The sequence below is a fragment of the Kitasatospora sp. NPDC042419 genome (assembly GCF_056437345.1).
In genome coordinates, this window is sequence record NZ_JBWKAW010000020.1 from 88654 (window position 1) to 109893 (window position 21240).

Here is a 21240-nt window from a genome sequence, read left to right on the forward strand (position 1 = left end):
CGCCCGGCGGGCGGCGGGAACCGCCGGTCGGGGGCCGGGGCTCTCAGGACCGTCGGAACCGTCAGGACGGTCAGGGCCGTCAGGACGGTGCGGCCGGCAGCCCGTACCGCACGCCGGTCAGCTCCTCCGACACCTCCCAGAGTCGGCGGCCGGTGCCCGGATCGGCCGCCGCCGGGGCGAGCGGCACGCGGGTCGGCGCGCCGCGCAGTTCGCCGCGCCCGTCCGGTCCGATGAACTCGCCGCCCCGCGCGTCCGGGGCGGTCGCCGCGTACAGCTGCGGCAGCGCGCCGTCGTCCGCCGTCTGGGCGAGCGGCCGGAGGACGCGGCCGAAGAGCAGGCGGACCAGGCCGGTCGGTGCCGCGGTCTGGAGGCCGGTCGCGGCGTAGCCGGGGTGGGCGAGCAGGCTGCGCACCGGGCTGCCGGCGGCGGTCAGCCGCCGGTGCAGCTCGTGGCCGTGGACGGCGTTGGCGAACTTCGACCGGTCGTAGAACGCCATCGGGGCGTAGTCGCGCGCACCGGTGAGGTCGTCGAAGCGGATGCGCCCCTTGCGGTGGTTGACCGAGCTGACGGTGACCACGCGCGGATCGGGCGCGGCCGCGAGCGCGTCGAGCAGCAGCCCGGTGAGCGCGAAGTGGCCGAGGTGGTTGGCGGCGAACTGGAGCTCGTGGCCCTGCGGGCTGAGCGTCCGGGGCGGGGCCATCACGCCCGCGTTGTTGACGAGCGCGTCCAGCCGCGGGTGGTCGGCGCGCAGCCGTTCGGCGAAGGCGCGGACGGAGTCCAGGTCGGCCAGGTCCAGCCGGCGGACCTCCAGGCGCGCCGCCAGGCTCTCGGCGGCGGGAGCTGCGGGGGCGGGGCCTGCGGGGGTCGGGCCTGCGGGGGTCGGGCCTGCGGGGGCGGCGGACCAGGCGGTGTCGGGGAGGAGTGCGGCGACGATGTCGGCCGCCGCCCGGCGCCCCTTCTCCTCGTCGCGCACGGCGAGGACGACGTGCCCGCCCCGACGGACCAGCGCCCTGGTGGTCGCCAGCCCGAGACCGCTGTTGGCTCCGGTGACCACGAAGACCCGACCGGTCTGGTCCGGGATGTCACCGCTCCCCCACCGCGTCCGCCCCCGCCGCCCCTGCCCCTGTCCGTGCCCCTGCCGCCGGGGCGTCGGCCGCTCCGGCCCTGACTCCGGCTGCCGTTCCGGTTCCACTGTCATGCGCCACATGCTGGCGCCTGTGTCACTCGGTGTCAAGATGCCCCTTGATGTCATAGAGATCCCAAGTGCCATGACACCCCTTGGTGCCGTCGGCGACATGGCATACCATCGCCGCATGAGCTCCGCACCCGCAGTCAGCCTGGCCCAGCGCAAGCGGCAGCTCGTCGTGGACGAGCTCACCGAGGCCGCGTTCCAGCTGCTGACGACCCAGGGGTTCGACGCGGTCACCGTGGACGAGATCGCGGCCACCGCCGGCGTGTCCAAGCGGACGTTCTTCCGCTACTTCGCGTCCAAGGAGGACGTGGTGGTGCAGTTCCTGGCGGAGCTCGGCACCGGCATCCGCGCGGGGCTGGCGGCCCGGCCGGCCGACGAACGGCCCTCGGCGGCACTGCGCGAGGCCGTCCGCGCCCCGCTCGCCGCCTGCGGCGACCACGGGGACCGGCCACTGCGGATCGTGCAGCTGATCCTGCGCACGCCACCGCTGAACGCCCGCTTCCTGGGGCACCAGGCGCAGTGGCGCGACGAACTGACGGAGGAGCTGGCGGACCGACTGGGGCTCGACGCCCGTACCGACCTCTACCCGCGGCTCGCCGCCGGCATGGCGCTCACCGCCTTCAGTGCGGTGCTGGAGCGCTGGAGCGAGAGCGACGGGACGGCGGATCCGACCGCGCTGACCGAGCAGGCCTTCGCCGTCCTCGCCCCGGCACTCGACACGGTCTGACGGCCCCGGCCCCGACCCCGATCCCCGGCTGCTCCGCGCCGCCCACCCGCCCCTCCGCGCCCGCTACTCCCTGTCGAGCAGGGCTGCGAGGTAGGCCGTCAACTCCTCGCGCAGCTCGGCCGGTTCGGGGACGTGGCCGTGCCCGCTGCCGGCCGTCGCACCGAAGAGCACGCCCTCGGTCCAGCGGACCAGCCGGCGGGCGTCCGCCTCGGGGGCCCGGGAGCCGCAGCGGGTCAGCACGGTGGCCGCGAAGTCGGTGAAGCCCGCGCCCAACCGGTCGTAGACGGCCCGCAGTTCCGGGCGCCGGGTGGCCTCCAGGGCCAGTTCGAAGCGGGCCACGGTGAGGGCGCGTCCGGCGGTGAGCGCTTGGTGGACGGCGTCGGCCGCGACCCGGACGAGCAGCTCGCGCGGACCGGAGCCCGGCACCTCGGCCGCCGCGGCCAGGAAGCCCGGCGACTCCAGCTCCGCGATCCGGGTGATCGCCAGCTCCAGCAGGGCCGCCCGGGTGCGGGCGAGGTTGGAGGTGGAGCCGGTCGGCAGGCCGGCCGCCTCGTCGACCGCGCGATGGGTCAGCCCGCGCAGGCCGCGTTCGGCGATCAGGGCGACGGCGGTGTCGGCGATCAGGGTCTGCCGCTGGGGCGCGGGGGCTGGGGCGGGGCTGGTCATGGCCCCGATCATCGCGGGTTTCGACGCCTGCACCCAATCAAACTACAGCTGTAGTACGGTGGTGCGCGACGCCGAAACTACAGGTGTAGTTCGAGAGGGGATCCCCATGGACCGGGACGCAGCGCCGCGCAACGAGCCGAACACCGAGCCGAACACCGAGCCGCAGGACGAGGCGCACACCGAGTCACGAGCCGAGGCGCCCGCCGGGCCGCGCGCCGTCGTGATCGGCGGCGGAATCGGCGGACTCGCCGCCGCCCTCGCCCTCCACCACCGGGGCGTCGCCGTGACCGTCCACGAACGCGCCGCCTCGCTCGAACCCGTCGGCGCCGGCGTCACCCTCGCCCCGAACGCCCTGCGCGCCCTCGACCGGCTCGGCGTCGCCGACCGCCTCCGCGCCCTCGCCGCCCCGCACCCCGCCGTCGGCGTGCGCCGCCCCTCCGGCCGCTGGCTCGCCCGCACCGGCACCGACGCCGTCGAGGCCGTCTTCGGCGACAAGCTGATCGCCGTCGCCCGCGCCGCCGTCATCGACGCCCTCGTCGACGCCCTGCCCGCCGGCACCGTCCGCACCGGCTCACGCGCCGAACTCGTCGACCCCGGCGCCGCCGACCGGCCCGCCCTCGTCCGCACCGCCGACGGGGAGCACCCCGCCGAGCTGGTCGTCGGCGCCGACGGCATCCGCTCCGCCACCCGCGCCCTGCTCTTCCCCCACCACCCGGGCCCGCGCTACTCCGGCTTCACCACCTGGCGGACCGTCGTCGCCGAGCCCCCGCGCCCGCCGTTCGCCGCCGGCGAGGTCTGGGGCCGCGGCCGGCTCGCCGGCGTCGTCCCGCTCGCCGACGGCCGGGTCTACGTCTACGGCGCCGCGCTCGCCCCGGCCGGCGGCCGGGCCGCCGACGGCGACGAGCGCGCCGAACTCCTGCGCCGCTACGGCGACTGGTGCGCACCTATCCCGGAGCTGCTCGCCTCCGCCGACCCGGCCGAGGTGCTCCGCCACGACGTCTGGGAGATCGCCGACCCGCTGCCCGCCTACCACCGCGGCCGCGTCGCCCTGCTCGGCGACGCCGCCCACGCCATGTGCCCGTTCCAGGGCCAGGGCGCCTGCCAGGCCGTCGAGGACGCGGTGGTCCTCGCCGCAGGCGTCCGGCCCGGCGGCGACCCCGCCGCCGGACTCCCCGCCTACACCGCCGCCCGCCTCCCCCGCGCCACCGCCGTCGTCGACGGCTCGCGCGGCATCGGCGCGCTGGTCGCCCGGCGCTCGCCGTTCGCCGTCCTGGCCCGCGACCTCGCCCTGACCGCCGCCGGCCTCCTCCCCGACCGCGCCGTGCTCCGCCGCGCCGCCCCGGTCTACGACTGGCGGCCCCCGGCCCTGACCACCGCCTGACACACGCGGACGGAACCCGGGGACGGACCCGGGGACAGGCCCGCCGACGAGCAGTGCCCGCCCGGTCGGCGGCCGGGCGGGCACTGGTTGCGCCGACGCGTCAGGACCGGCGGCGCAGACGGCGGGCGAGGAGCAGCGCACCGGCGCCGAGGCCGGCGAGGACCGCGGCGACGGTGGCCGGGAACACGGTGGACCCGGCGCCGGTGGAGGCGAGTTCGCCGGTGACGGGCGCGGACGGAGCGGTGGCCGCCGGCGCACCGGCGCCCGCGGAGGGAGCGGCGGAGACGGTCGGCGCCGCAACCGGGGCCGGGCTCTTCACCGAGACGTCCTTGCCCACGACCTCCTTGCCCACGACCTCCTTGCCGGGGGCCTCCTTGCCAGGGGCCTCCTTGCCGGGGGCCGGGGTGGCGGGCTTGGCGGGTGCCTTCGTCGGCGCCTTGGTCGGTGCCGGGGTGGCGGGCTTGGCGGTCCCGGCGCCGGACGAACCCGTGCCCGGGGCGACGATCTTGACGGTGGCCCCCTTCACGCAGTGGGTCGTCCCGCGGAACGGGGCATTGGCGGGCTCGTTGACGAAGACGCACGGGTTGATCTTCGTCGTGCCCAGCGGCGTGTTCTTGTCGTACGAGATGCGCACCCTGGTGACCGTGGTCTTCTTGGCACCGATGCTGGAGTCCCGGCCCTGCAGGTAGACCCCGCGCGTGTCGGTCGGCTCGCCGCCGGCCACCTTCTTCAGCGTGGTCCACGTCCCGTCCGCCTTGCGCACCTGCACGGTGGCGTGATCGTCGACGAAGAGCACGTTGCCGAGGTTGACGTAGCCGGACGGCGTGGGGTTGGACAGGACCGCGTCGAACTCGATCGGGGCGCCGCCCGCCACCGCGGTGCCCGGCACGCGGGCGAGCGAGGTGTCGATGGAGGCGACCTTGATCGTGCTGGTCTGCTCGGCCAGCTTGACCCCCGAAGCCCCCCAGCCCACGACGGACCGCAGCTTGACGGAGTCGAAGCCGCCGTTGCTCGCGCCGTCGTGCGGCCGGCCCATGGGGGCGCCGATGCGCATGGCGACCTTGACCGTCTTGCCGACCGGCACGACGATGCCCTCCACCATCCCCTCGTGGGAGACGCCGCCGTCCGTGCCGTAGTACTCCAGCGGAACCGACTTCCAGGCGCCGCTCGCAGGGTCCTTGTAGTCGATCGTGATGGAGTTCGCCGGCGTGCCCACCCCGCTCGTCAGGGAGAGGCGGATCTTGAAGGCGGTGGTCTCCTCGCCGGTGTTGGTGAGGGTCTCGGTGAACGTCACCGGCTGCCCCGCGAACCCGATGACCGCCGGAGCCTGGACGGACAGCTCGGCGGCCTTGACGTACGCGGGGCTCTCGGCGTGCGCGGCCTGTGCCGGGAGCGCGAGCGAGCCGACGAGGGCGGCGGCACCGACGGCGGCAGCGGCGGACAGGGTGCGGCGCGAACGCCGGACCCGGGTGGTGCTGGTGGTGCTGGTGGTGGTGCTGGACATGGTTCCCCCCTGGAACACACGGTCTGCGGGCATGCCGAGGAATGCGTCGGCGCGCCCGCACGTCACTGGTGGATGAGTCGCTCGACCGACCCCCGTGGACTGATTCGCCCACGAGCGGCACGCCCCCGCCTTGCGGAGGGCCGCCCTTCCGGCCTCACATCCATACAGACGCATGGGGCCCGGAGTGGTTGCAGGGGGTACAGAGAATTTTTTCTCCGGCCCGTTCCGGGGCGGTCGGGCCCTGCCCGCACCCGACGGCCCGGGCGCGCGGGCTCAGGCCCCCTCCGGCTCCGCCGTGCCGCGCCCGGCGTCGCCCGTGCCGCCGGGTGTCGCCGCGGGCGGCAGCAGGAGGGTGGCGACCGCGCCGCCGTCGGGGTGGTTGGCGAAGGTCAGCTCCGCGCCGATCACCCGGGCGTGGCCCCGGGCGATGGTCAGGCCGAGGCCGTGCCCCTTCCCCCGCTCGCGCACGCTGGTGCGGAAGCGCTGGGGCCCGTCCCGGAGCAGTTCGTCCGGGAAGCCCGGGCCGTGGTCCCGGACGGTGATCCGCGCGTCGTCGACGTGCAGCCGGACCGTGCCGCCGCCGTGCCGGTCGGCGTTGACGAGCAGGTTGCCCAGGATGCGGTCCAGCCGGCGCAGGTCGGTGCGCACCGACGCGGCGGCCGCCGTGTCGCTCAGCTCGACCGCCACGTCCAGGCCGGTGAGCGTGACGGTGCGGCGCACCGCCCGTTCCAGCGGCACGGCCGCGAGGTCCGGCGTCTCGGCGTCGGCGTCCAGCCGGGACACCTCCAGCAGGTCCTCGACCAGCGAGCGCAGTGCCTGCACCCGGTTCTGCACCAGCTGGGTGGGGCGGCCGGGCGGCAGCAGTTCGGCCGCGGTGACCAGCCCGGTCAGCGGGGTCCGCAGTTCGTGGGCGACGTCGGCGGTGAACCGCTGCTCGTCCTCCAGCCGGCGGTGCAGGGCCCGGGACATCAGGTCGACGGCCGCCGCGAGGTCGGCGACCTCGTCCCGGCCGTCGACCAGTTCGCCGATCCGGGTGTCCGTGCGCCCGGCGGCGATCCCCCGGGCGGCCGTCGCCGCCGTCCGCAGCCGCCGGCTGATCCGGTCCGCGACCAGCACCCCGACCAGCACCGTCGTGAAGACCGAGGCGACGACGGCGATCAGGATGATCCGGTCCAGGTCGGCGATCGCCTCCCGGTCCTGCGTGAAGTCGACCCGGACGGAGAGCACCCCGTCGTGGACGCCGCCCGCCGCCCACATCTCCTCGCCGCCCCGCGGTCCGGTCGCCAGCAGCGAGCCGTGCCGCCCGGACGCCGCGAGGGTGCGCAGCCGGTCCGGCATCGCGGGGTCGTCCAGCGCGGTGCCGCCCCCGACCGCCTCGCCCCGCTTGTAGGACGCGAGGGCCGAGTCGAGCGCGGTGAGCGCCGAACGGCGGGCCTGGTCGACGTGCTGGCGGACCATCGCCTGGTGGACCAGCAGCCCGACCGCCACCGCGACCAGCACGGAGATGGCGGCGACGGCGGTCGCGATCTGGCGGCGCAGTGTCATTCGGGACGCCGGAACTTGTAGCCGAAACCGCGGACCGTCTCGATCCGCCCGCCGCCGATCTTGGCGCGCAGCCGCTGCACGTGGACGTCGACCACGCGGGTGTCGGCGCCCCACTCGTAGTCCCACACCCGCTCCAGCAGGCTCGACCGCTCCAGCACGATGCCGGGCGCGGCGGTGAACTCCAGCAGCAGCCGCAGTTCGGTCGGGGTCAGCGGGACCAGTCGGCCGTTCACCCGGACCTCCATGGAGTCGGTGTCCACCTCCATGCCGTCGAAGCTGCGGACGACCGCCCTCGGCGACGGCGCGGCGACGGGGGCGGCGGGCACGGCGGCGGGCGCGGGGACGGGGGCGGCGGCGGGGAGGGCAGGGGACCCGGTGAGGGGCGCCGCCGGGGCCTCCGTCGCCGGGGCTTCTGCGACCGGGGCCTCCGCCGCCGGGACGACCCGGATCCGGCGCAGCACGGTACGGATCCGCGCCACCAGCACGGCACTCTCGAACGGCTTGACCACGTAGTCGTCCGCGCCCGCCTCCAGGCCGGACACCACGTCCACCGGGTCGGTGCGCGCCGACATCATCAGGATCGGCAGCTGGCTCTCCTCGCGGATCCGCCGGCAGAGGCCGACGCCGTCGAGCAGCGGCAGCATCACGTCCAGCAGCAGCAGGTCGGGGCGGACGGCCTGGAACACCTCCAGCCCCTCCAGGCCGTCCGCGGCCGTGGAGACGGTGAAGCCGTAGCGCTCCAGGGCCATCCGGGTCGCCTCCCGGATCACCTCGTCGTCCTCGACGATCAGGATGTGCGGGTGGGTGGGCGCTGCGCGGGTCAAGGCTTGGCCTCCGGGGGAGCCGCGGTGGTCGGACGGACGGGCTGGGCGGGCGGCGGGGCGGCCTGCGAGGCACCGGCGCGCGGGGAGACCGCCGCACCGGAGTCCGCCGTGGGCCGCGCGGTCGGGGTGGGCGCCGCGGGGGCCGGGCCCGGGGCGGAGGGCGTCACGGGCGGCTTGACGACCGGCCCCTTCGTCGGGGTCGGGGGCGCCTCCGGTTCCGGGGTGGGCTGCTTGGGCGGCACGGGACCGAGGTCCTGGCTCGTCTGTTCCACCAGGCCGAGACGGACACCGTCCCAGCGGTAGTGGCTGGTGGTCCGGACCCACACGCTGGTCGACTCGTGCAGCCGCAGGTCCGTACCGACGGTCTCCGCGCTGAACCTCGCCAACGCCTGCACCCTCAGGACGGGCACGAGGCCGTCGGCGGTCAGGGTGTAGACGTGCAGGACGACCGGTCCGGCGGTGCCCGCCGTGCCGACGGCGAGGATCAGCTCGGGGCGTCCGTCGCCGGTGAGGTCGCGGTACTCGGGGCTGCGGAGCTCGCAGGCCGGACAGGCGTCGAGGGCCCGCCGCTCGTCCTGGCTCACCCCGGGGTCCTTCGCGAGCAGGCCGTGGACGTCGACGGCGGTGATGTCCTGCCCGGGGGCGGTGACGCCCGGGACGGGCTGGGGCGGCGGCTCCGAGGCCTGGCCCGTGCCGGCCGCGGGCGCGGTCGGCGGCGGCACGGTGGCCAGGCCGGGCCAGAGCGGCTGCGGCACCGGGGGCGGCGTCACCGGCTGGGCCGCGCCGTGGTCGCGCAGGCCGCCGGGGGCGGCGCAGCCGACCGGCAGGGTGAGTGCGAGAACGGCGAGGAGGGCGGCCAGGGCCGCCCGTGGTGCGGCGCCGGACCGGCCGCGACGGGGTGGAGGAGGTGCTGCCACGGTCGGTTCTCGTCCTCCTGGTCCGGTCCGGTCCGGTCCGGTCTTGTCTCGTGCGGTCTGCGGCGGTCGGCGCCGGTCGGTGGCGGTCTGCTCCGGTCGGCGGCGGCCTGCTCCGGTCTGCGGCGACGCGCCGGTTCGTCCCCGGTGGTAGGTCGCCGCGACGGCGGTCGGCGGTTCCGCCCGGCGGCTCGCGGGCCGCCGGGCGGGGTACCGACGACTGCCGGCGTCCCGGTCGTCCCGGTCCTGCCGGTCGTGCCGGGTGTGCCGGTCGTTCCGGCCGTCCCGGTCCGTCGTGGTGATCATTGTCGCGGGTGCCACCGGCGTCCCGGACGGCGCCGTCAGCCGGCGGGACCCGCCGGGTCGGCCAGGTCCGCCATGACGATGATGTTGTCCGTCCAGTGGCCGTCCGCGCCGATCCGGCCGCCGCAGGTGATCAACCGCAGCTCGGGGGCCGCCGTGTCGCCGTAGACCTCCTCCGTCGGGAACCGGTCCTTGGCGGCCTGGCGCATCGAACGGACCCGGAAGTCCACCGTGCTGCCGTCCTCCCGCCGCACCTGGATCAGGTCGCCGGGCCGCAGCTTCGGCAGGCCGTGGAAGACCGCCGGGCCGTGCGCGGTGTCGTAGTGCCCGATCAGGACGGCCGGGCCGGTCTCCCCCGGTGTCGGTCCGTTGCGGTACCAGCCGGTCTCGTCGGCCCGGTCGGCCGCCGGCACCTCGACCGTCCCGTCCGGGTTCAGGCCGAGACCGGTCACCGGGGCGTCGACGCCCGCCGCCGGAACGACGAGGCGGGTCGGCGCGGACGCCGTGAAGGGCTTCCGGGGCGCGGCGGACGAGGAGGTGCCCGGGGCGGCGGCCGGGGAGGTGGCCGCCGCCCCGGTGGCGGTCCCGGTCCCGAGGGTCCCGGCGCTCCCGGAGCCGGCCGCCGGGCCGGTGGCCTCGCGGGCCGAGGTCTCCACCCGCACCACCGGGGTGCGGGTGCTGTTGAACGCGATGGAGGTGCCGAGGACCACGCAGATCAGGCCCGCCGCGCCGAAGGCGGTCCGGCGGAGCCCGGCCGCACCGGGCCCGTCGGTCCGGGCGCGGCGGTGTCCGCCGTGGCTGCGGCCGCGTCCGCGGTGACGGGCGGCGGCCCGGTCGGCGTGCCGGCCGCCGTCGGCCGCTTCGTCGACCCCGGGCCACCCGCTCCGGGACGGGGCCCCGTCGTCCCCGCCCCGAACAGTCGTGTCGGGAGCGGGGACGACGGGACGCCCGGAGGGCCCGGGGCCGTGGTCAGCCGCGCGCACCGGACCGGCGGCGCAGGACGGCGAAGCCCAGTGCGGCGGCGCCGACGGCCGCGACGGTGCCGCCGCCGGCCAGCATGAGGCCGGAGGAGCCGGTCGAGCCGGACCCGTCACCGGCCTGGGCGGCGCCCTTCGGCACCTCGCGGACCTGCGGCGCGCCGCCGGCCGGGGCCCCTTCCTTGGCCGGAGCCGGGGCCGGGTGGGGCGGGGTGGCCGGGGCGACGGCCGGACGGTCCTCACCCGGCTTCGCCGAGGGGACGGCGGTGGGCGTGGCCGGGGCGACGGCCGGCCCGCCGGAGCCGGCCTTCGCCGAGGGGACGGCGGTCGGCGTGGCCGGAGCACCCGGGGCCGCCGGGGCGACCGCGGTGGGCGTGGCCGGGGCCGGGGCCGGGGCGCCGTCGGCCCACGCCTGCCCGCCGGAGACGGAGGCCAGCAGGGCGGCCCCGGTCATGGCGCAGACGGCGAGCACGCGGCGGGCGGGGGACCGGCGGATACGGCTGGTCATGCGGTTCTCTCCTTCGTCATGACGCGGGTCCCGGCCGGTGCGGCCGGTGCGTCCCGAGTGACGGTAGGAGGGCCGTGTCGCGGTCCCCGGCCGGTCGTGTCACGGCCGTCCATCGTCTGTGTAACGGCCGTTCGGGGACCGGCCCGTAGGTCCGGCGGGCGGGTGGGCAGGTCCTAGGTCGCGGGGTCCACCAAGATCGCTACCGGAGGCGGAAGCCGGGGGCCCGGCCCGGTCCGTACCGTGGCCCTATGACCGTAGATCTGGAGAAGTACTTCGCACGCATCGGATGGGACGGGGAGCAGGCGCCCACCGTCGCGACCCTCCGGTCCCTGCACCACGCGCACGTCCTCGGCATCCCGTTCGAGAACATCGACGTGGTCGTCGGCACGGTCCCGTCCCTGGACCTCGCCGACCTGCAGGCCAAACTCGTCGAAGGCTCCCGCGGCGGTTACTGCTTCGAGCACAACACCCTGTTCGCCGCCGTCCTGGAGCAGTCGGGCTTCGAGGTCACCCGGCTGACCGGCCGGGTCCGGCTCGGCGCACGCCCCGGGGAGGTACGCCCGCGGACCCACATGGTGCTGGCGGTCCGGGTGCCGGGCGAGAGCGGCCGTCACCTGGTCGACGTGGGTTTCGGCTCCGCCCGTTCCCTGCTGGAGCCGCTGCCGATGATCCCCGGCCTGGTGCGGGAGGGCCTCGGGCGGTTCAACCGCCTGGTCCTGGAGGAGGCGGACGGCCCCGCGCCGGTCTGGGTGCTCCAGGCCCGGACGGACGCGGCGGCTGCGGCTGCGGCTGCGGCTGCGGCGGGTGACACGGCCGACGGCTGGGAGGAGTTGGTCTCCTTCACGCTGGACCGCGCCCCCGCCGTCGACATCGGGATCGCCAACTGGCACGTGGCGACCCACCCGCGCTCGCCGTTCCGCCGCCTGTTCGTCCAGCGCACGCTCGCCACGGGCCACCTGAGCCTCGACGCGACGACCCTCACCCGGACCGGGCCGGACGGGACGACCACCGTAGAGGAGGTCGACGGCACGGACGGGATCAGGGACCTGCTGGAGTCCGAGTTCGGCATCGCCCCGCCGGAGGACGTCCGCGCCCAGCGCTGAGGCGGCGCGGCGTCCCGGTCCGCGGTCGCGAGCGGTGTACCCGCGGAGCAGGAAGTCGGCCAGTCCGACTTCCTGCTCCGCGGGTACGGGTACGGGGACGGCCGGGCCGGGGACGGCTCCCGGTCACAGGCGCGCAGCGTCCCCCCGGACGGCCGGCCCGGTCGGCCCGACCGGCCCAGCCGTCTCCACCGGCCCGACCGGCTCGCCCGCCTCTGCTGCCTCGACCGCTTCGACCGGCTCGACCGCCGCCAGCGGCAGTTCGGCCAGCACGGCGAACCCCCCACCGGCCTGCGGGCCGACGGCGAGGGTGCCGCCGTGCAGGGCGACGCGCTCGCGCATACCGATCAGCCCGTATCCACCGGAGCCGCCGGAGCCGGCCGCCGGAGCCTCCGTCCGCGGCGGTGCGCCCCCGCCGTCGTCCCACACCTCGACGGTGACCCGGTCCTGCCGGTACGTCAGCCGGACGAACGCCCTGGCGTTCCCCGCGTACTTGCGGGCGTTGGTGAGGGCCTCCTGCACGATCCGGAACACCGTGAGGCCGGCGGTCGGCGGCAGCGGGCGCTCCGGCCCTCGGACGGTGAACTCGGTCGGCAGTCCGGCGAGGCGGGACTCGTCCACCAGGCGGCCGAGGTCCTCGACGCCGGGTTGGGGCAGCGAGGGGGTGGCCTCCGGTTCGTCGTCGGCCCGCAGCACGTCGAGGAGCTGGCGCATCTCGCGCAGCGCGAGCCGCCCGGAGGACTCCAGCGTGACGAGGGCCTCCCGGACCACCTCCGGCCTGCCGATGTTGGCCCGGGCTCCCCCGGCCATCAGCTGCATGGTGGTGATGTGGTGCGCAACGATGTCGTGCAACTCCCGTGCGATGCGGCGCCGTTCCTCGGCCACGGCACGGTCGGCGAGGAGCCGGCGGTTGGCCGCCACCTCCTGCTGCCAGCGGTTGACCGCCAGGGCGGCGCCGACCACGATCAGGGTGGAGAGGGGCGGGCTGACGGCCTCTCCCCAGGACGGGACCCCGCCGCCGCTCTGGCTCAGCAGCGTCAGCGACGCGGTCGCGACGGCAGCGGCCGCCGTCACCCGGCCGGAACACGCCCTCGCCGCCGAGTACAGCGCGACCACCAGGACGGCGCCGAAGTGGACGGGCAGCGACAGCGCCAGGGACGCCGCCGCGTCGAGCACCAGCACGCCGGCGAGCGCCGCCACCGGGTACCGGCGCCGGACGAGCAGGGGCATCGCCGCCAGCGCGACGAGGGCGAATCCGACGACGCTCACCTCGTGCGGCTCGTCGGGGGCGTGGAAGAACGCGTAGCTGAGCAGGTTCAGCCCGCAGGCCCCGGCGGTCACGAGTGCGTCGTTGCGGGACCACGGCGGCTCGGCGTCGCCGATGTGCGGCGACTCCGCTGCGTCGTCCGGTCCGGTCTGTCGGCTGCTGGCCATGTCTGTTCCCCTTGCGTCCGGCCTCCCGGCCACGGGACAGACTCGCACAGCCGTCCGGTGCGGCAGCGCCGGCAAGGGCGGCTGCCGGTCCGGTCCAGCCTCGGGGAGGGGATCGTGACCGGGAGCAGGGTCCCGCCCGCGGGCCGGGGGCGGACCGGGGGCCTCGGGCCGAATCGTCCGCTGTCATGACGCTGCCGGTCTTCGGGGCCTGGCCCGCCCTCGGGCGCCGCGCGCAGCGGACCGCGGGCCGCGGGCTGGGAGGGCCGGGCCTGAGACCGGAGGCAGTGGAGATGCGGGTGACAACCAGATTTCCATCGGTAACTTTTGTTTCCATCGACGCCGCCGTGAACTATGGTTGTCGCATGACGCCACCCGAGATCACGCCCGAAGAGCAGGTCGAACTCGTCAAGGCCCTGTACGACGCGCTGAACCCGCTGGCCACGGCCATCCGTGCCCGGGAGACCGGACTCCCCCCGGAGCGCATGTGGGCGGCGGCGGAGCCCGTCGACGTACCCCTCTCCGTCCTCGCCGCCTGGAAGGTGGTGGACGCGGAGGTCAAGCGGCTGACGGCCCACGCGGCGGCGACCGCCGGCTCGTACGGCGCGAGCTACGAGCAGCTGGGCGCCGTCTGGGGCATCACCCGGCAGGGCGCCCGCAAGAAGTGGCCCGAGGCCGTCAGCCGCCCGACACCCACCACCGCACCCCCGGGCACCCTCGAACTCTTCGGGGGAACCGCCGAGTTGGTCCAGGATCCGTCCGGCGGCTGGCGGTGGACCGGCACGGGAGCCGACGGCACGCCGGGCGCGGCCGAGGACGGCACCCGGTACGCGACCACCGAGGAGGCCGCGGCCCACGCGGGCGCCTTCCTCAAGGAGCACGCCGAAGCCGACGACTGACGAATCAGCGGTCGGCTCACGGCGGCGCGCCGAGCCGCACGGTGCCCGCCACTCCGTCCGGAGTGACGGGCCGAGGACCAGCGTCAAGCGGGTCGCCGTCGACCGCGGGGCACGTCACGCAGCGGTGGGCCGGTCATAGGTGAGGAAGAGGACGCCACTCGGCAGGACGGTGTGGGCGGTCAGCTCCCACCGCCGGACGTCGAAGCCGGTGTCACGGCCGAGCAGCCGGATCCCGGCGCCGGTGGTGAGCGGGGACAGCTTGACGATCAGCCGGTCGATCTCGGGGTACAGCAGGCCCGCCAGTTCGCCGCCGCCGCAGAGCCAGATGTCCTTGCCGTCCTCCTGCTTGAGTTCGCGGACCTTCTCGACCGGGTCGGTTCCGACCAGCTCGACGGCGGCGCCGGGCACGGAGGTCAGGCTGCGGGAGAACACCACGTGCCTGAGGTGCGGGTAGGCGTCGTCGATGCCGGCCTTGACCCCGATCTCGTAGGTGTGGCGGCCTTCGAGCACGGTGTCGAAGTGGGTGCCCTCGGCGGTGACGGACAGGGCGGTACGGGCCAGACCGGGGAGTGTCTCCGGATACTCGGTGACCAACTGCTCCAGGTAGTCCGGGCTGACCGGCCAGAAGCCGTCCGGGCCGGTCGGGTCGCCGCCGTCAGGGGCGGCGATGTGGCCGTCCAAGGTGGCGGCGATGAAGTACACGAGCTTGCGCACGAGTGAACTCCTGAATGGCTGACATTTGGTCAGGCCATTTTATGATCATGAACTGGGCGCGACCAGCCGGCCGGGCGGTTTCGTCCGGACCATGCCGCTCGCTGCCCTGGCGCGCCGTTGACTGACGCGCGGTGGGCACGGATTGAGCCGTTGCTGCCGGACCGGACGCCGAGGCGCGGTGGCCGGTGGCGCGACCACTCCTGGGTGACCTACGCGATCGCCTTCGAGTTCCGGACCGGGCCGCGACGGGTCCGCCCGCCGGAGAAGGCCAACCGGCAGGGCGCACCTGCAACCGGCCGAGGCATCGCCACCCGCTACGAGAAGACCGCAACCGTCCACCTCGCCGGCCTCCGCGTTGCGGGCATCCTCCTCTGCTCCGGTCGGCGATCCGAACGAAACCGCCCGGCGCTCCGACCGCATGGGTTCGCAGGGCCGACAGTACTTCCCACCGACCCCCGCGGGTGGACATCCGATGTGGTGCGGGAAGCGTGACAGCGGAGCCGGTCAAAGTCCGGAGACCAGGTGACCAGCCCCGGCCGACAGCCCCCGCCGCACTGGCTGCACCGTCCTGCTGCGCACCACGGCCTGAGGGTCTGTCCGGTGTCAGTCGGCGGGGGTGCCGCGGAGGAGGAAGGGGAGGTGGGCGCCTCTGGCGAGGGCGTCGAGGGCCTGGGTGGCGCGGCGGCACTGGTCGGGGGCCATGGCGTCGGGGAGTTGGGCGCGGTGGAGCCAGTGGATACCGGCGACGGTGTGGGGCGGACGGTGGCGGGCGACGACGGCCTCCTGCGCCGAGGTGAGGCGGCCGCCCCAGTGGACGAAGGTGATGCCCTCGGGCAGGAGCGCGGCTTCGGTGTAGTCGGTGACGAGCACGGAGCGCAGGGACAGGACGAGGCCCGTGTCGCTCTCGGTGTGACGGCGCGCGGCGAGGTGCGGGAGCTCGTTGCGCTCGGCGCTGCCGCCGGGGAGGTGGAGGCCGGAGGTGTAGGCGGTGGCGACGAGGAGGACGGCGCCGTCGCGGTTGAGGACGAGGGCCTGGTGGTCGAGGCGGCGGCGGGGCGGGTTCGTCAGGATGTCGGGCAGCTGGCTCAGCAAGGCGGGCTCCTGGATCGGGGCTTGGAGACTGGGGCTTGAGGCTCGGTGGGTGGGGTGGTCCCGGCCCGGCTCGCGCTGGGGGGCGTACGCCGGGCCGGGGATTCCCGCGTGGCGCACCACACCGGCACGCGGGAGTTCAGGGGGTGGTGTCGGGGCCGTCCCACCGGTCGGGCGAGAGCCAGGCGAAGCAGGCGGGGAGTCCGGCGCTGATGCCGGTGGCGAGGATGAGGCCGAAGATCAGCAACTGGGGTCCGAGAGGGCCGTCATGGATCGGCCAGCAGACGAGGGCGGCGGCGAGGGCACTGAGCGCGGGGACGCCGACGGCGGTGGCGACCAGCTTGAACGCCCGGTTCACGCCGCGTCGTTGGCGCGCGGGCGACTGGGCTGCTGGACGGTGAGGTAGCGGGGCTCGGGCAGGGCCTGGACGTGTTCGGGCTTGGTGGTCCACTCGCAGCCGCCGGCCTCGTGGCGGAGGTAGGCGAGGCCGTTGAGGGTGTCCATGTAGACCCCTTCGACGGTCCCACCGGCCGGCGCCCGGTGGCCGAGGTCGCGCACCACCTCGCCAACCACGGGAGTGTAAACGGGCATACGGCGGCAGCTGGGCATGTTGGCTCCATTGGTAGCGCAGGGTCCCGGATCTCTCACGGGGTGTAGCCATGGTGGCCCGACTGTGCTTACGATGACCAGGGTCTAACCTTGACCGTTCCGACGGGTTATCTGGTGGCAATGCTCATGAACCACATCGACCTTGACGCAATTTCAACTCCACTCATCCGCTTCGGCATAGAACTCCGCAGGTCGAGGCGGGCCATGCGATGGTCGCAGACCGAGCTGGGGCGGCGAATGGGCTACTCCAACGCCATGGTCTCGTACGTAGAACGAGCGAAGAAGGCAGTAACCTCTAAATTCGCGGTTAAAGCCGATGAGGTGTTCGAAACCGGCGGCACCTTCTATGAGTTGTGGTGCCGCCACTCCAAGGCGAGTCTGCTGGAGGGCTTCCCCGAGTTCGCCGACGCCGAGGCGAAGTGCCGCCGTCTGCGGGAGTTCGCACTGACCATCGTCACGGGGCTGTTCCAGGTGCCGGAGTACGCCGAAGCCCTGGCGTTCGCAGCCGTCCAGCGCGGTGCGATCACGCAGTCCGAGGCAGAGCAGCGGGTCGAGTTCGTGGCGGCCCGTCAGCGGGTGCTGGAGAGGAAGACCCCTCCGCTGATCCACGTGGTTCTGGACGAAGACTGCCTGGTGCGGCCGATCGGCGGACGGACCGTCATGCTCAAGCAGCTCGACCGTATTGCGGAGCTGGCTTCCCGGCCGAATATCACCATCCAGGTGGCTCCTTTCGCCCTGGGAGAGAACCTCCCGTTCACAATGCCAGTGACCCTGCTTGACCTTCCGGACGGATCGGTTGTCGGCTACGCCGAATCACATGCACGCGGCTACCTCGAACGAGCTCGCGAAACGGTCACGGCGTGGGAGAGGGAGTACGATCAGCTGGTGGTGGAGGCCCTGCCCAAGTCGGCTTCCCTGGCACTGATCCACAAGGCTCGAAAGGAGCTAGCCCCATGAACCCCGAGCTGTCCAGCGCGACCTGGTTCAAGTCGTCGTACTCCAACAACGGCGGTCAATGTGTGGAGGTCTCCGCGAGCTTCCCCGGCGCCGTTCCCGTGCGCGACTCCAAGGATCCCCAGGGACCGGCCCTCGTCTTCCCCGCCGACGCGTGGCACTCCTTCGTCGCCGCCGTCCAGGACGGCGAGTTCGGCACCGTCTGACGCCCGCTCCCCCGTCGGCCCCGACCTGCGTGACCGGTCGGGGCCGTCGCCGTCGCCCCGTCAGGCCGTCAGGCCGTGTGCCAGCCGGGGGCGTACTCGATGTGGAGCATGCCGGGATCCGTCTTCGCCGGCGTCCAGAACCCCTTGCCCCGGCCCTGACCGGGCTCGTGGTCCAGCTCGACGCAGTAGTGGACGCCCGCCGAGTACCCGGCCGCCGCCGAGGGCGCCTCGGTGCTGAACGACCTGACCCGCGATCCCGACCAGCGGAACGCCTCGGCGGTACCCGAGACGAACAACGTCCTTGCGGTGAGGGCGAAACGCAGCCCGTCCCGCCACCCGGCGTGCCGGTGGCTCGCGTAGTCGATCCCGTCCTCCGCCGGGAAGTCCGTCTCCGGGATGTCGACGGTGTGCGGCGCCCCCGCTCCCAGCCGGGCCCGGACCTCCTTCCACCGCGAGGGCGGGAAGCCCAGGTCGCGCTGGAGCAGGACGAGGTCCAGTCCGAGCCCGTTGTGCACCCACTCCGACATCCCGGCCGGTCCGCGGGCCCAGGTCCGCAGCGGCAGGTGGACCAGCGAGCGCCGCGAGCGTGCGGCCAGCGCCCAGGCCGTGGCCAGGACCCCGGCCCCCGCGCGGTCGACGTACATCTCCATCGTGAACCGGCTCTCGTACAGCGCGGCCCGGCCCTCCCGCGGGCTGACGGACACCACCCGGTACTCCCCCCGGCCCGTCCTGACCCGGTGGACCGTGGTCCTCAACTTCACCGCGCAGCCCGCATTCGTCCTCCGACGCTCCCGCCCCCGGTCCCTTCCGGAGGACGCGGCCTTTCTACCCCGCGCCCCGAGCACCTGTCTCCCGCATTTCCGCACCTTCCGAGCGGCGGACCCCGGAATCCGGAAGAGGGTGACGGCCCGCACCACGTGGTGCGGGCCGTCAGCTCGGCGCAGGACGTCGACGGTGCGCGGTCAGAGGCGGCGGACGGTCAGACCCTGCGGATGTTGTAGGCGATGCCGCTGCCGGCGCAACCGCTGGTGCTGGTGGACCCGGAGACGACCCACCCCGCCGGGATCGGGGAGAACGAGCACACGGTGGCGTAGGTCTGCGTGGTGAGCTTGGCGATGGTGTAGGCGTAGCCGGTGCCGGCGCAGCCACCGCTGCTGTACGAGCTCGTGATCACCCAGCCCGCCGGGATCGGCGACATCGAGCACACCGTGGCGTTGGTCAGGTTGGCGGTGTTGGCCAGCGAGTACGCGTAGCCGGTGCCCGCGCACCCGCCGCTGCTGTACGAGCTCGTGATCACCCAGCCCGCCGGAATCGGCGACATCGAGCACACCGTGGCGTAGCTCTGGCCCGCGGTGTTGGCCAGCGAGTACGCATAGCCCGTCCCCGCGCACCCACCGCTGCTGTACGAGCTCGTGATCACCCAGCCCGCCGGAATCGGCGAGAACGAACACACGGTGGCGTTCTTCTGGTTGGCGAGATTGGCGATCGAGTAGGCGTACCCGGTGCCGATGCACCCGCCGCTGCTGTACGAACTCGTCACGGCCCAGCCCGCCGGGATCGGCGACATGGAGCACACCGTGGCGTAGGTCAGCCCGGTCGTGTCGGCGATGGTGTACGCGACGCCGGTACCCGGACAGCCGCTGCTGCTGTACGAGCTCGTGATGACCCACCCTGTGGGAATCGGCGAGTTGGAGCATACGGTCGCGCTTCCGGCGAGCTTCTGCGGGGCCGCCTGCGCCTGCGCGGTCGCGGCGGTCATCAGGCCCAGCAGCAACAGCACGGCCGTCACCAGATTCGGGACGTTGTTGCGTAAGGTCTTCATGGTCGGCCTCAGATCTTCTCGACGCTCTACGACGACTACGTTGATGCAGCCGAGATGAACCATTCGCCTACTGTCCGTTCATCTCGGCTGAGATGCTGTCAGAGTCGTTCCGGCGGCACCAGGGTGCCTCGGAGAGCGCCCTCCCGGGCCGGCGGCCGCACCCGGGCGGCCCGGGACTCCAGGTGGCGCTGCTCGGCGAGGCTCGCGGTCGCCCTCGCCGCGCGCCGGTACTGCTCGTACGCGCCCGCCGCGTCGCCGGCCCGCTCCAGCAGGTGCGCCCGCACGGACAGCAGCCGGTGGTGCCCGGCCATCCGCGCGTCGCCGTCCAGGGCGGCCAGCAGGGCCAGCCCCGCCGACGGGCCCTCGGTCTCGGCGAGCGCGACCGCCCGGTTCAGGGTGACCACCGGGTTGGGCGCGATCCGCTCCAGGATCAGGTACAGGGCGTGCACCTGCCGCCAGTCCGTCTCCTCCGCCTTCGCGGCGTCGGCGTGCGTGGCCGCTATCGCCGCCTGCAGCTGGTACGGCCCCAGCACCGGACCGGCCAGCGCGGCCTTGACCAGCGCGGTGCCCTCGTCGATCAGGGCGCGGTCCCACGCCGTCCGGTCCTGCTCGTCCAGCGGCACCAGGTCACCGCCCGGCGTCGTCCGCGCCTCCCGGCGGGCGTGGGTCAGCAGCATCAGCGCGAGCAGCCCGGTCACCTCGCCGTCCCCCGGCAGTTGCGCGTGCACCGTCCTGGTCAGCCGGATCGCCTCGCGCGCGAGGTCGGCGCGGTGCAACTCGCTGCCCGAGGAGGCGGTGTAGCCCTCGTTGAAGATCAGGTAGAGCACGTGCAGCACGACCCTCAGCCGCTCCTCGCGCTCCGCACCGTCCGGCAGGGCGAACGAACTGCCGGCGGCCCTGATCCGCTGCTTGGCCCGGCTGATCCTGGCCGCCATGGTGCCCTCCGGCACCAGGAACGCGCGGGCGATCTCGGCCGTCGTCAGGCCGCCGACCGCCCGCAGCGTCAGGGCCGTCTGCGAGGCGTCGGTCAGCGCCGGATGGCAGCACAGGAACAGCAGGACGAGGGTGTCGTCGGTGTCCGGCACCGCCTCGGGCACGACCCCGGGCACCGCCTCGGCGGCCGTCGCCCACTCCCGCTCGCGGCGCGCCCGGTCGCTGCGCAGCTGGTCGACGAGCCGCCGGTGGGCGACCGTGACCAGCCAGCCGCGGGGGCTGTCCGGCAGGCCCTCGGCCGGCCACTGCAGGGTGGCGGCGAGCACGGCCTCCTGCACCGCGTCCTCGCACCCCTCGAACCGGCCGTACCTGCGGACGAGGGTGCCGAGGACCTGCGGCGCGAGTTCGCGCAGCAGGTCCTCGAAGTCGGGTGCCGTCATGCCTCCAAGTGTCCGTCGGCGAACATCACCTGCCGCACCTCGATGCCGAAGCCGTCGAGCGCGGCGTCCGGGATCCGCGCCGCCAGCTCGATCGCCCGGGCCCTGTCCTCGCAGTCCACGAGGTAGAAGCCGCCCAGGTGCTCCTTGGCCTCCAGGAACGGCCCGTCGGTCACCACCGGCTGCCCGTTGCGCACCGACACCACGGCCGCCTGCGACGGATCGACGAGCGCCTGCGTGGTGATCAGCTCACCGGACTCCTTCAACTCCTCGATGAACCTGCCGTGACCGGCGCCGATCGCCGCCTTCTCCTCGTCGGTGAGCGCGTCCATCACGGCCGGGTTGATGTGCATGCTGATCAGGAACTTCATCGCGTGCTCCCTGCGGTTCGCGGGCCCCGGCGGGGCCCGTCGACCGGGTGGTCGGAGCCGCCGACGCCGTCTTGACGTCCTCCGCCGGAGAACTCGCAGAATTCTCCCGCCTCCGCACCCCGGACCGGCGTCGA

23 protein-coding genes are annotated in these 21240 nt (G+C 74.5%); 6 read left to right on the plus strand and 17 right to left on the minus strand.

The window, feature by feature from the left end; genetic code table 11:
* Positions 1–79: 79 nt before the first annotated feature.
* Positions 80–1198 carry an oxidoreductase gene (locus AC067J_RS30110; protein WP_478304470.1) on the minus strand — a complete coding sequence of 373 codons (1119 nt, stop codon included), beginning with the start codon at positions 1196–1198 and terminating at the stop codon, positions 80–82.
* A 115-nt stretch (positions 1199–1313) separates the two neighbouring features.
* Here AC067J_RS30110 and AC067J_RS30115 point away from each other — a divergent pair, with 115 nt between their 5' ends.
* The gene (locus tag AC067J_RS30115; protein ID WP_478304471.1) at positions 1314–1919 is read left to right on the plus strand and encodes a TetR family transcriptional regulator; all 606 of its coding nucleotides are present in this window, start codon (positions 1314–1316) and stop codon (positions 1917–1919) included.
* Positions 1920–1982: 63 nt separating this feature from the next.
* Here the strand turns inward: AC067J_RS30115 and AC067J_RS30120 are convergent, their stop codons facing one another.
* Entirely contained in the window at positions 1983–2585 is a 603-nt protein-coding gene (locus AC067J_RS30120; protein WP_478304472.1) for a TetR/AcrR family transcriptional regulator, read from the minus strand.
* A gap of 106 nt (positions 2586–2691) precedes the next feature.
* On the opposite strand from AC067J_RS30120, the gene AC067J_RS30125 reads away from it, so the two are divergent.
* Entirely contained in the window at positions 2692–3966 is a 1275-nt protein-coding gene (locus tag AC067J_RS30125; RefSeq protein ID WP_478304473.1) for an FAD-dependent monooxygenase, read from the plus strand.
* 100 nt (positions 3967–4066) lie between these two features.
* On the opposite strand, the gene AC067J_RS30130 is transcribed toward AC067J_RS30125, so the two are convergent.
* The 6 genes from AC067J_RS30130 to AC067J_RS30155 form a co-directional block, all read right to left on the minus strand.
* A complete protein-coding gene (locus AC067J_RS30130) occupies positions 4067–5470 on the minus strand; it encodes a hypothetical protein (protein WP_478304475.1) in 1404 nt (467 codons plus the stop codon).
* 273 nt (positions 5471–5743) lie between these two features.
* Complete coding sequence (locus AC067J_RS30135; protein ID WP_478304477.1) at positions 5744–7015, minus strand: sensor histidine kinase; 1272 nt, start codon at positions 7013–7015, stop codon at positions 5744–5746.
* On the minus strand, positions 7012–7764 hold the full coding sequence (locus AC067J_RS30140; RefSeq protein ID WP_478304620.1) for a response regulator: 753 nt from the start codon (positions 7762–7764) through the stop codon (positions 7012–7014). Before AC067J_RS30140 ends, AC067J_RS30135 begins: the two co-directional genes overlap by 4 nt.
* Positions 7765–7835: 71 nt before the next feature.
* Positions 7836–8756 carry a hypothetical protein gene (locus AC067J_RS30145; protein WP_478304479.1) on the minus strand — a complete coding sequence of 307 codons (921 nt, stop codon included), beginning with the start codon at positions 8754–8756 and terminating at the stop codon, positions 7836–7838.
* A 338-nt stretch (positions 8757–9094) separates the two neighbouring features.
* Positions 9095–10039 (minus strand): class F sortase, encoded by a 945-nt coding sequence (locus AC067J_RS30150; RefSeq protein ID WP_478304480.1) that lies wholly within the window; start codon positions 10037–10039, stop codon positions 9095–9097.
* Positions 10026–10541 carry a hypothetical protein gene (locus AC067J_RS30155; protein ID WP_478304482.1) on the minus strand — a complete coding sequence of 172 codons (516 nt, stop codon included), beginning with the start codon at positions 10539–10541 and terminating at the stop codon, positions 10026–10028. Before AC067J_RS30155 ends, AC067J_RS30150 begins: the two co-directional genes overlap by 14 nt.
* 248 nt (positions 10542–10789) lie before the next feature.
* On the opposite strand from AC067J_RS30155, the gene AC067J_RS30160 reads away from it, so the two are divergent.
* Positions 10790–11644 carry an arylamine N-acetyltransferase family protein gene (locus AC067J_RS30160; protein ID WP_478304484.1) on the plus strand — a complete coding sequence of 285 codons (855 nt, stop codon included), beginning with the start codon at positions 10790–10792 and terminating at the stop codon, positions 11642–11644.
* Positions 11645–11767: 123 nt separating this feature from the next.
* Here the strand turns inward: AC067J_RS30160 and AC067J_RS30165 are convergent, their stop codons facing one another.
* The gene (locus AC067J_RS30165) at positions 11768–13075 is read right to left on the minus strand and encodes a sensor histidine kinase (RefSeq protein ID WP_478304486.1); all 1308 of its coding nucleotides are present in this window, start codon (positions 13073–13075) and stop codon (positions 11768–11770) included.
* Positions 13076–13437: 362 nt separating this feature from the next.
* On the opposite strand from AC067J_RS30165, the gene AC067J_RS30170 reads away from it, so the two are divergent.
* Positions 13438–13971, plus strand: a complete 534-nt coding sequence (locus AC067J_RS30170; protein WP_478304488.1) for a hypothetical protein — start codon at positions 13438–13440, stop codon at positions 13969–13971.
* Between the two features lie 114 nt (positions 13972–14085).
* Here the strand turns inward: AC067J_RS30170 and AC067J_RS30175 are convergent, their stop codons facing one another.
* The 4 genes from AC067J_RS30175 to AC067J_RS30190 form a co-directional block, all read right to left on the minus strand.
* Positions 14086–14685, minus strand: coding sequence for a dihydrofolate reductase family protein (locus AC067J_RS30175; protein WP_478304489.1), 600 nt, complete (start codon positions 14683–14685; stop codon positions 14086–14088).
* 603 nt (positions 14686–15288) lie between these two features.
* Complete coding sequence (locus AC067J_RS30180; protein ID WP_478304491.1) at positions 15289–15777, minus strand: NUDIX domain-containing protein; 489 nt, start codon at positions 15775–15777, stop codon at positions 15289–15291.
* A gap of 136 nt (positions 15778–15913) precedes the next feature.
* The gene (locus AC067J_RS30185) at positions 15914–16132 is read right to left on the minus strand and encodes a hypothetical protein (protein WP_478304492.1); all 219 of its coding nucleotides are present in this window, start codon (positions 16130–16132) and stop codon (positions 15914–15916) included.
* Positions 16129–16347, minus strand: a complete 219-nt coding sequence (locus AC067J_RS30190) for a hypothetical protein (protein ID WP_478304494.1) — start codon at positions 16345–16347, stop codon at positions 16129–16131. Before AC067J_RS30190 ends, AC067J_RS30185 begins: the two co-directional genes overlap by 4 nt.
* A gap of 126 nt (positions 16348–16473) precedes the next feature.
* On the opposite strand from AC067J_RS30190, the gene AC067J_RS30195 reads away from it, so the two are divergent.
* Positions 16474–17340 carry a helix-turn-helix domain-containing protein gene (locus AC067J_RS30195; protein ID WP_478304496.1) on the plus strand — a complete coding sequence of 289 codons (867 nt, stop codon included), beginning with the start codon at positions 16474–16476 and terminating at the stop codon, positions 17338–17340.
* Positions 17337–17543: a DUF397 domain-containing protein gene (locus tag AC067J_RS30200; protein WP_478304498.1), complete on the plus strand. Its 207-nt coding sequence runs from the start codon at positions 17337–17339 to the stop codon at positions 17541–17543. Before AC067J_RS30195 ends, AC067J_RS30200 begins: the two co-directional genes overlap by 4 nt.
* Before the next feature lie 68 nt (positions 17544–17611).
* On the opposite strand, the gene AC067J_RS30205 is transcribed toward AC067J_RS30200, so the two are convergent.
* The 4 genes from AC067J_RS30205 to AC067J_RS30220 all read right to left on the minus strand — a co-directional run bounded on the left by AC067J_RS30205 (position 17612) and on the right by AC067J_RS30220 (position 21106).
* The gene (locus AC067J_RS30205) at positions 17612–18247 is read right to left on the minus strand and encodes a hypothetical protein (RefSeq protein ID WP_478304499.1); all 636 of its coding nucleotides are present in this window, start codon (positions 18245–18247) and stop codon (positions 17612–17614) included.
* Between the two features lie 275 nt (positions 18248–18522).
* Positions 18523–19365, minus strand: a complete 843-nt coding sequence (locus tag AC067J_RS30210) for a hypothetical protein (RefSeq protein ID WP_478304501.1) — start codon at positions 19363–19365, stop codon at positions 18523–18525.
* Positions 19366–19463: 98 nt separating this feature from the next.
* Positions 19464–20738 carry an RNA polymerase sigma factor gene (locus tag AC067J_RS30215; protein ID WP_478304503.1) on the minus strand — a complete coding sequence of 425 codons (1275 nt, stop codon included), beginning with the start codon at positions 20736–20738 and terminating at the stop codon, positions 19464–19466.
* Positions 20735–21106: a YciI family protein gene (locus AC067J_RS30220; RefSeq protein WP_478304504.1), complete on the minus strand. Its 372-nt coding sequence runs from the start codon at positions 21104–21106 to the stop codon at positions 20735–20737. Before AC067J_RS30220 ends, AC067J_RS30215 begins: the two co-directional genes overlap by 4 nt.
* Positions 21107–21240 lie beyond the last annotated feature (134 nt).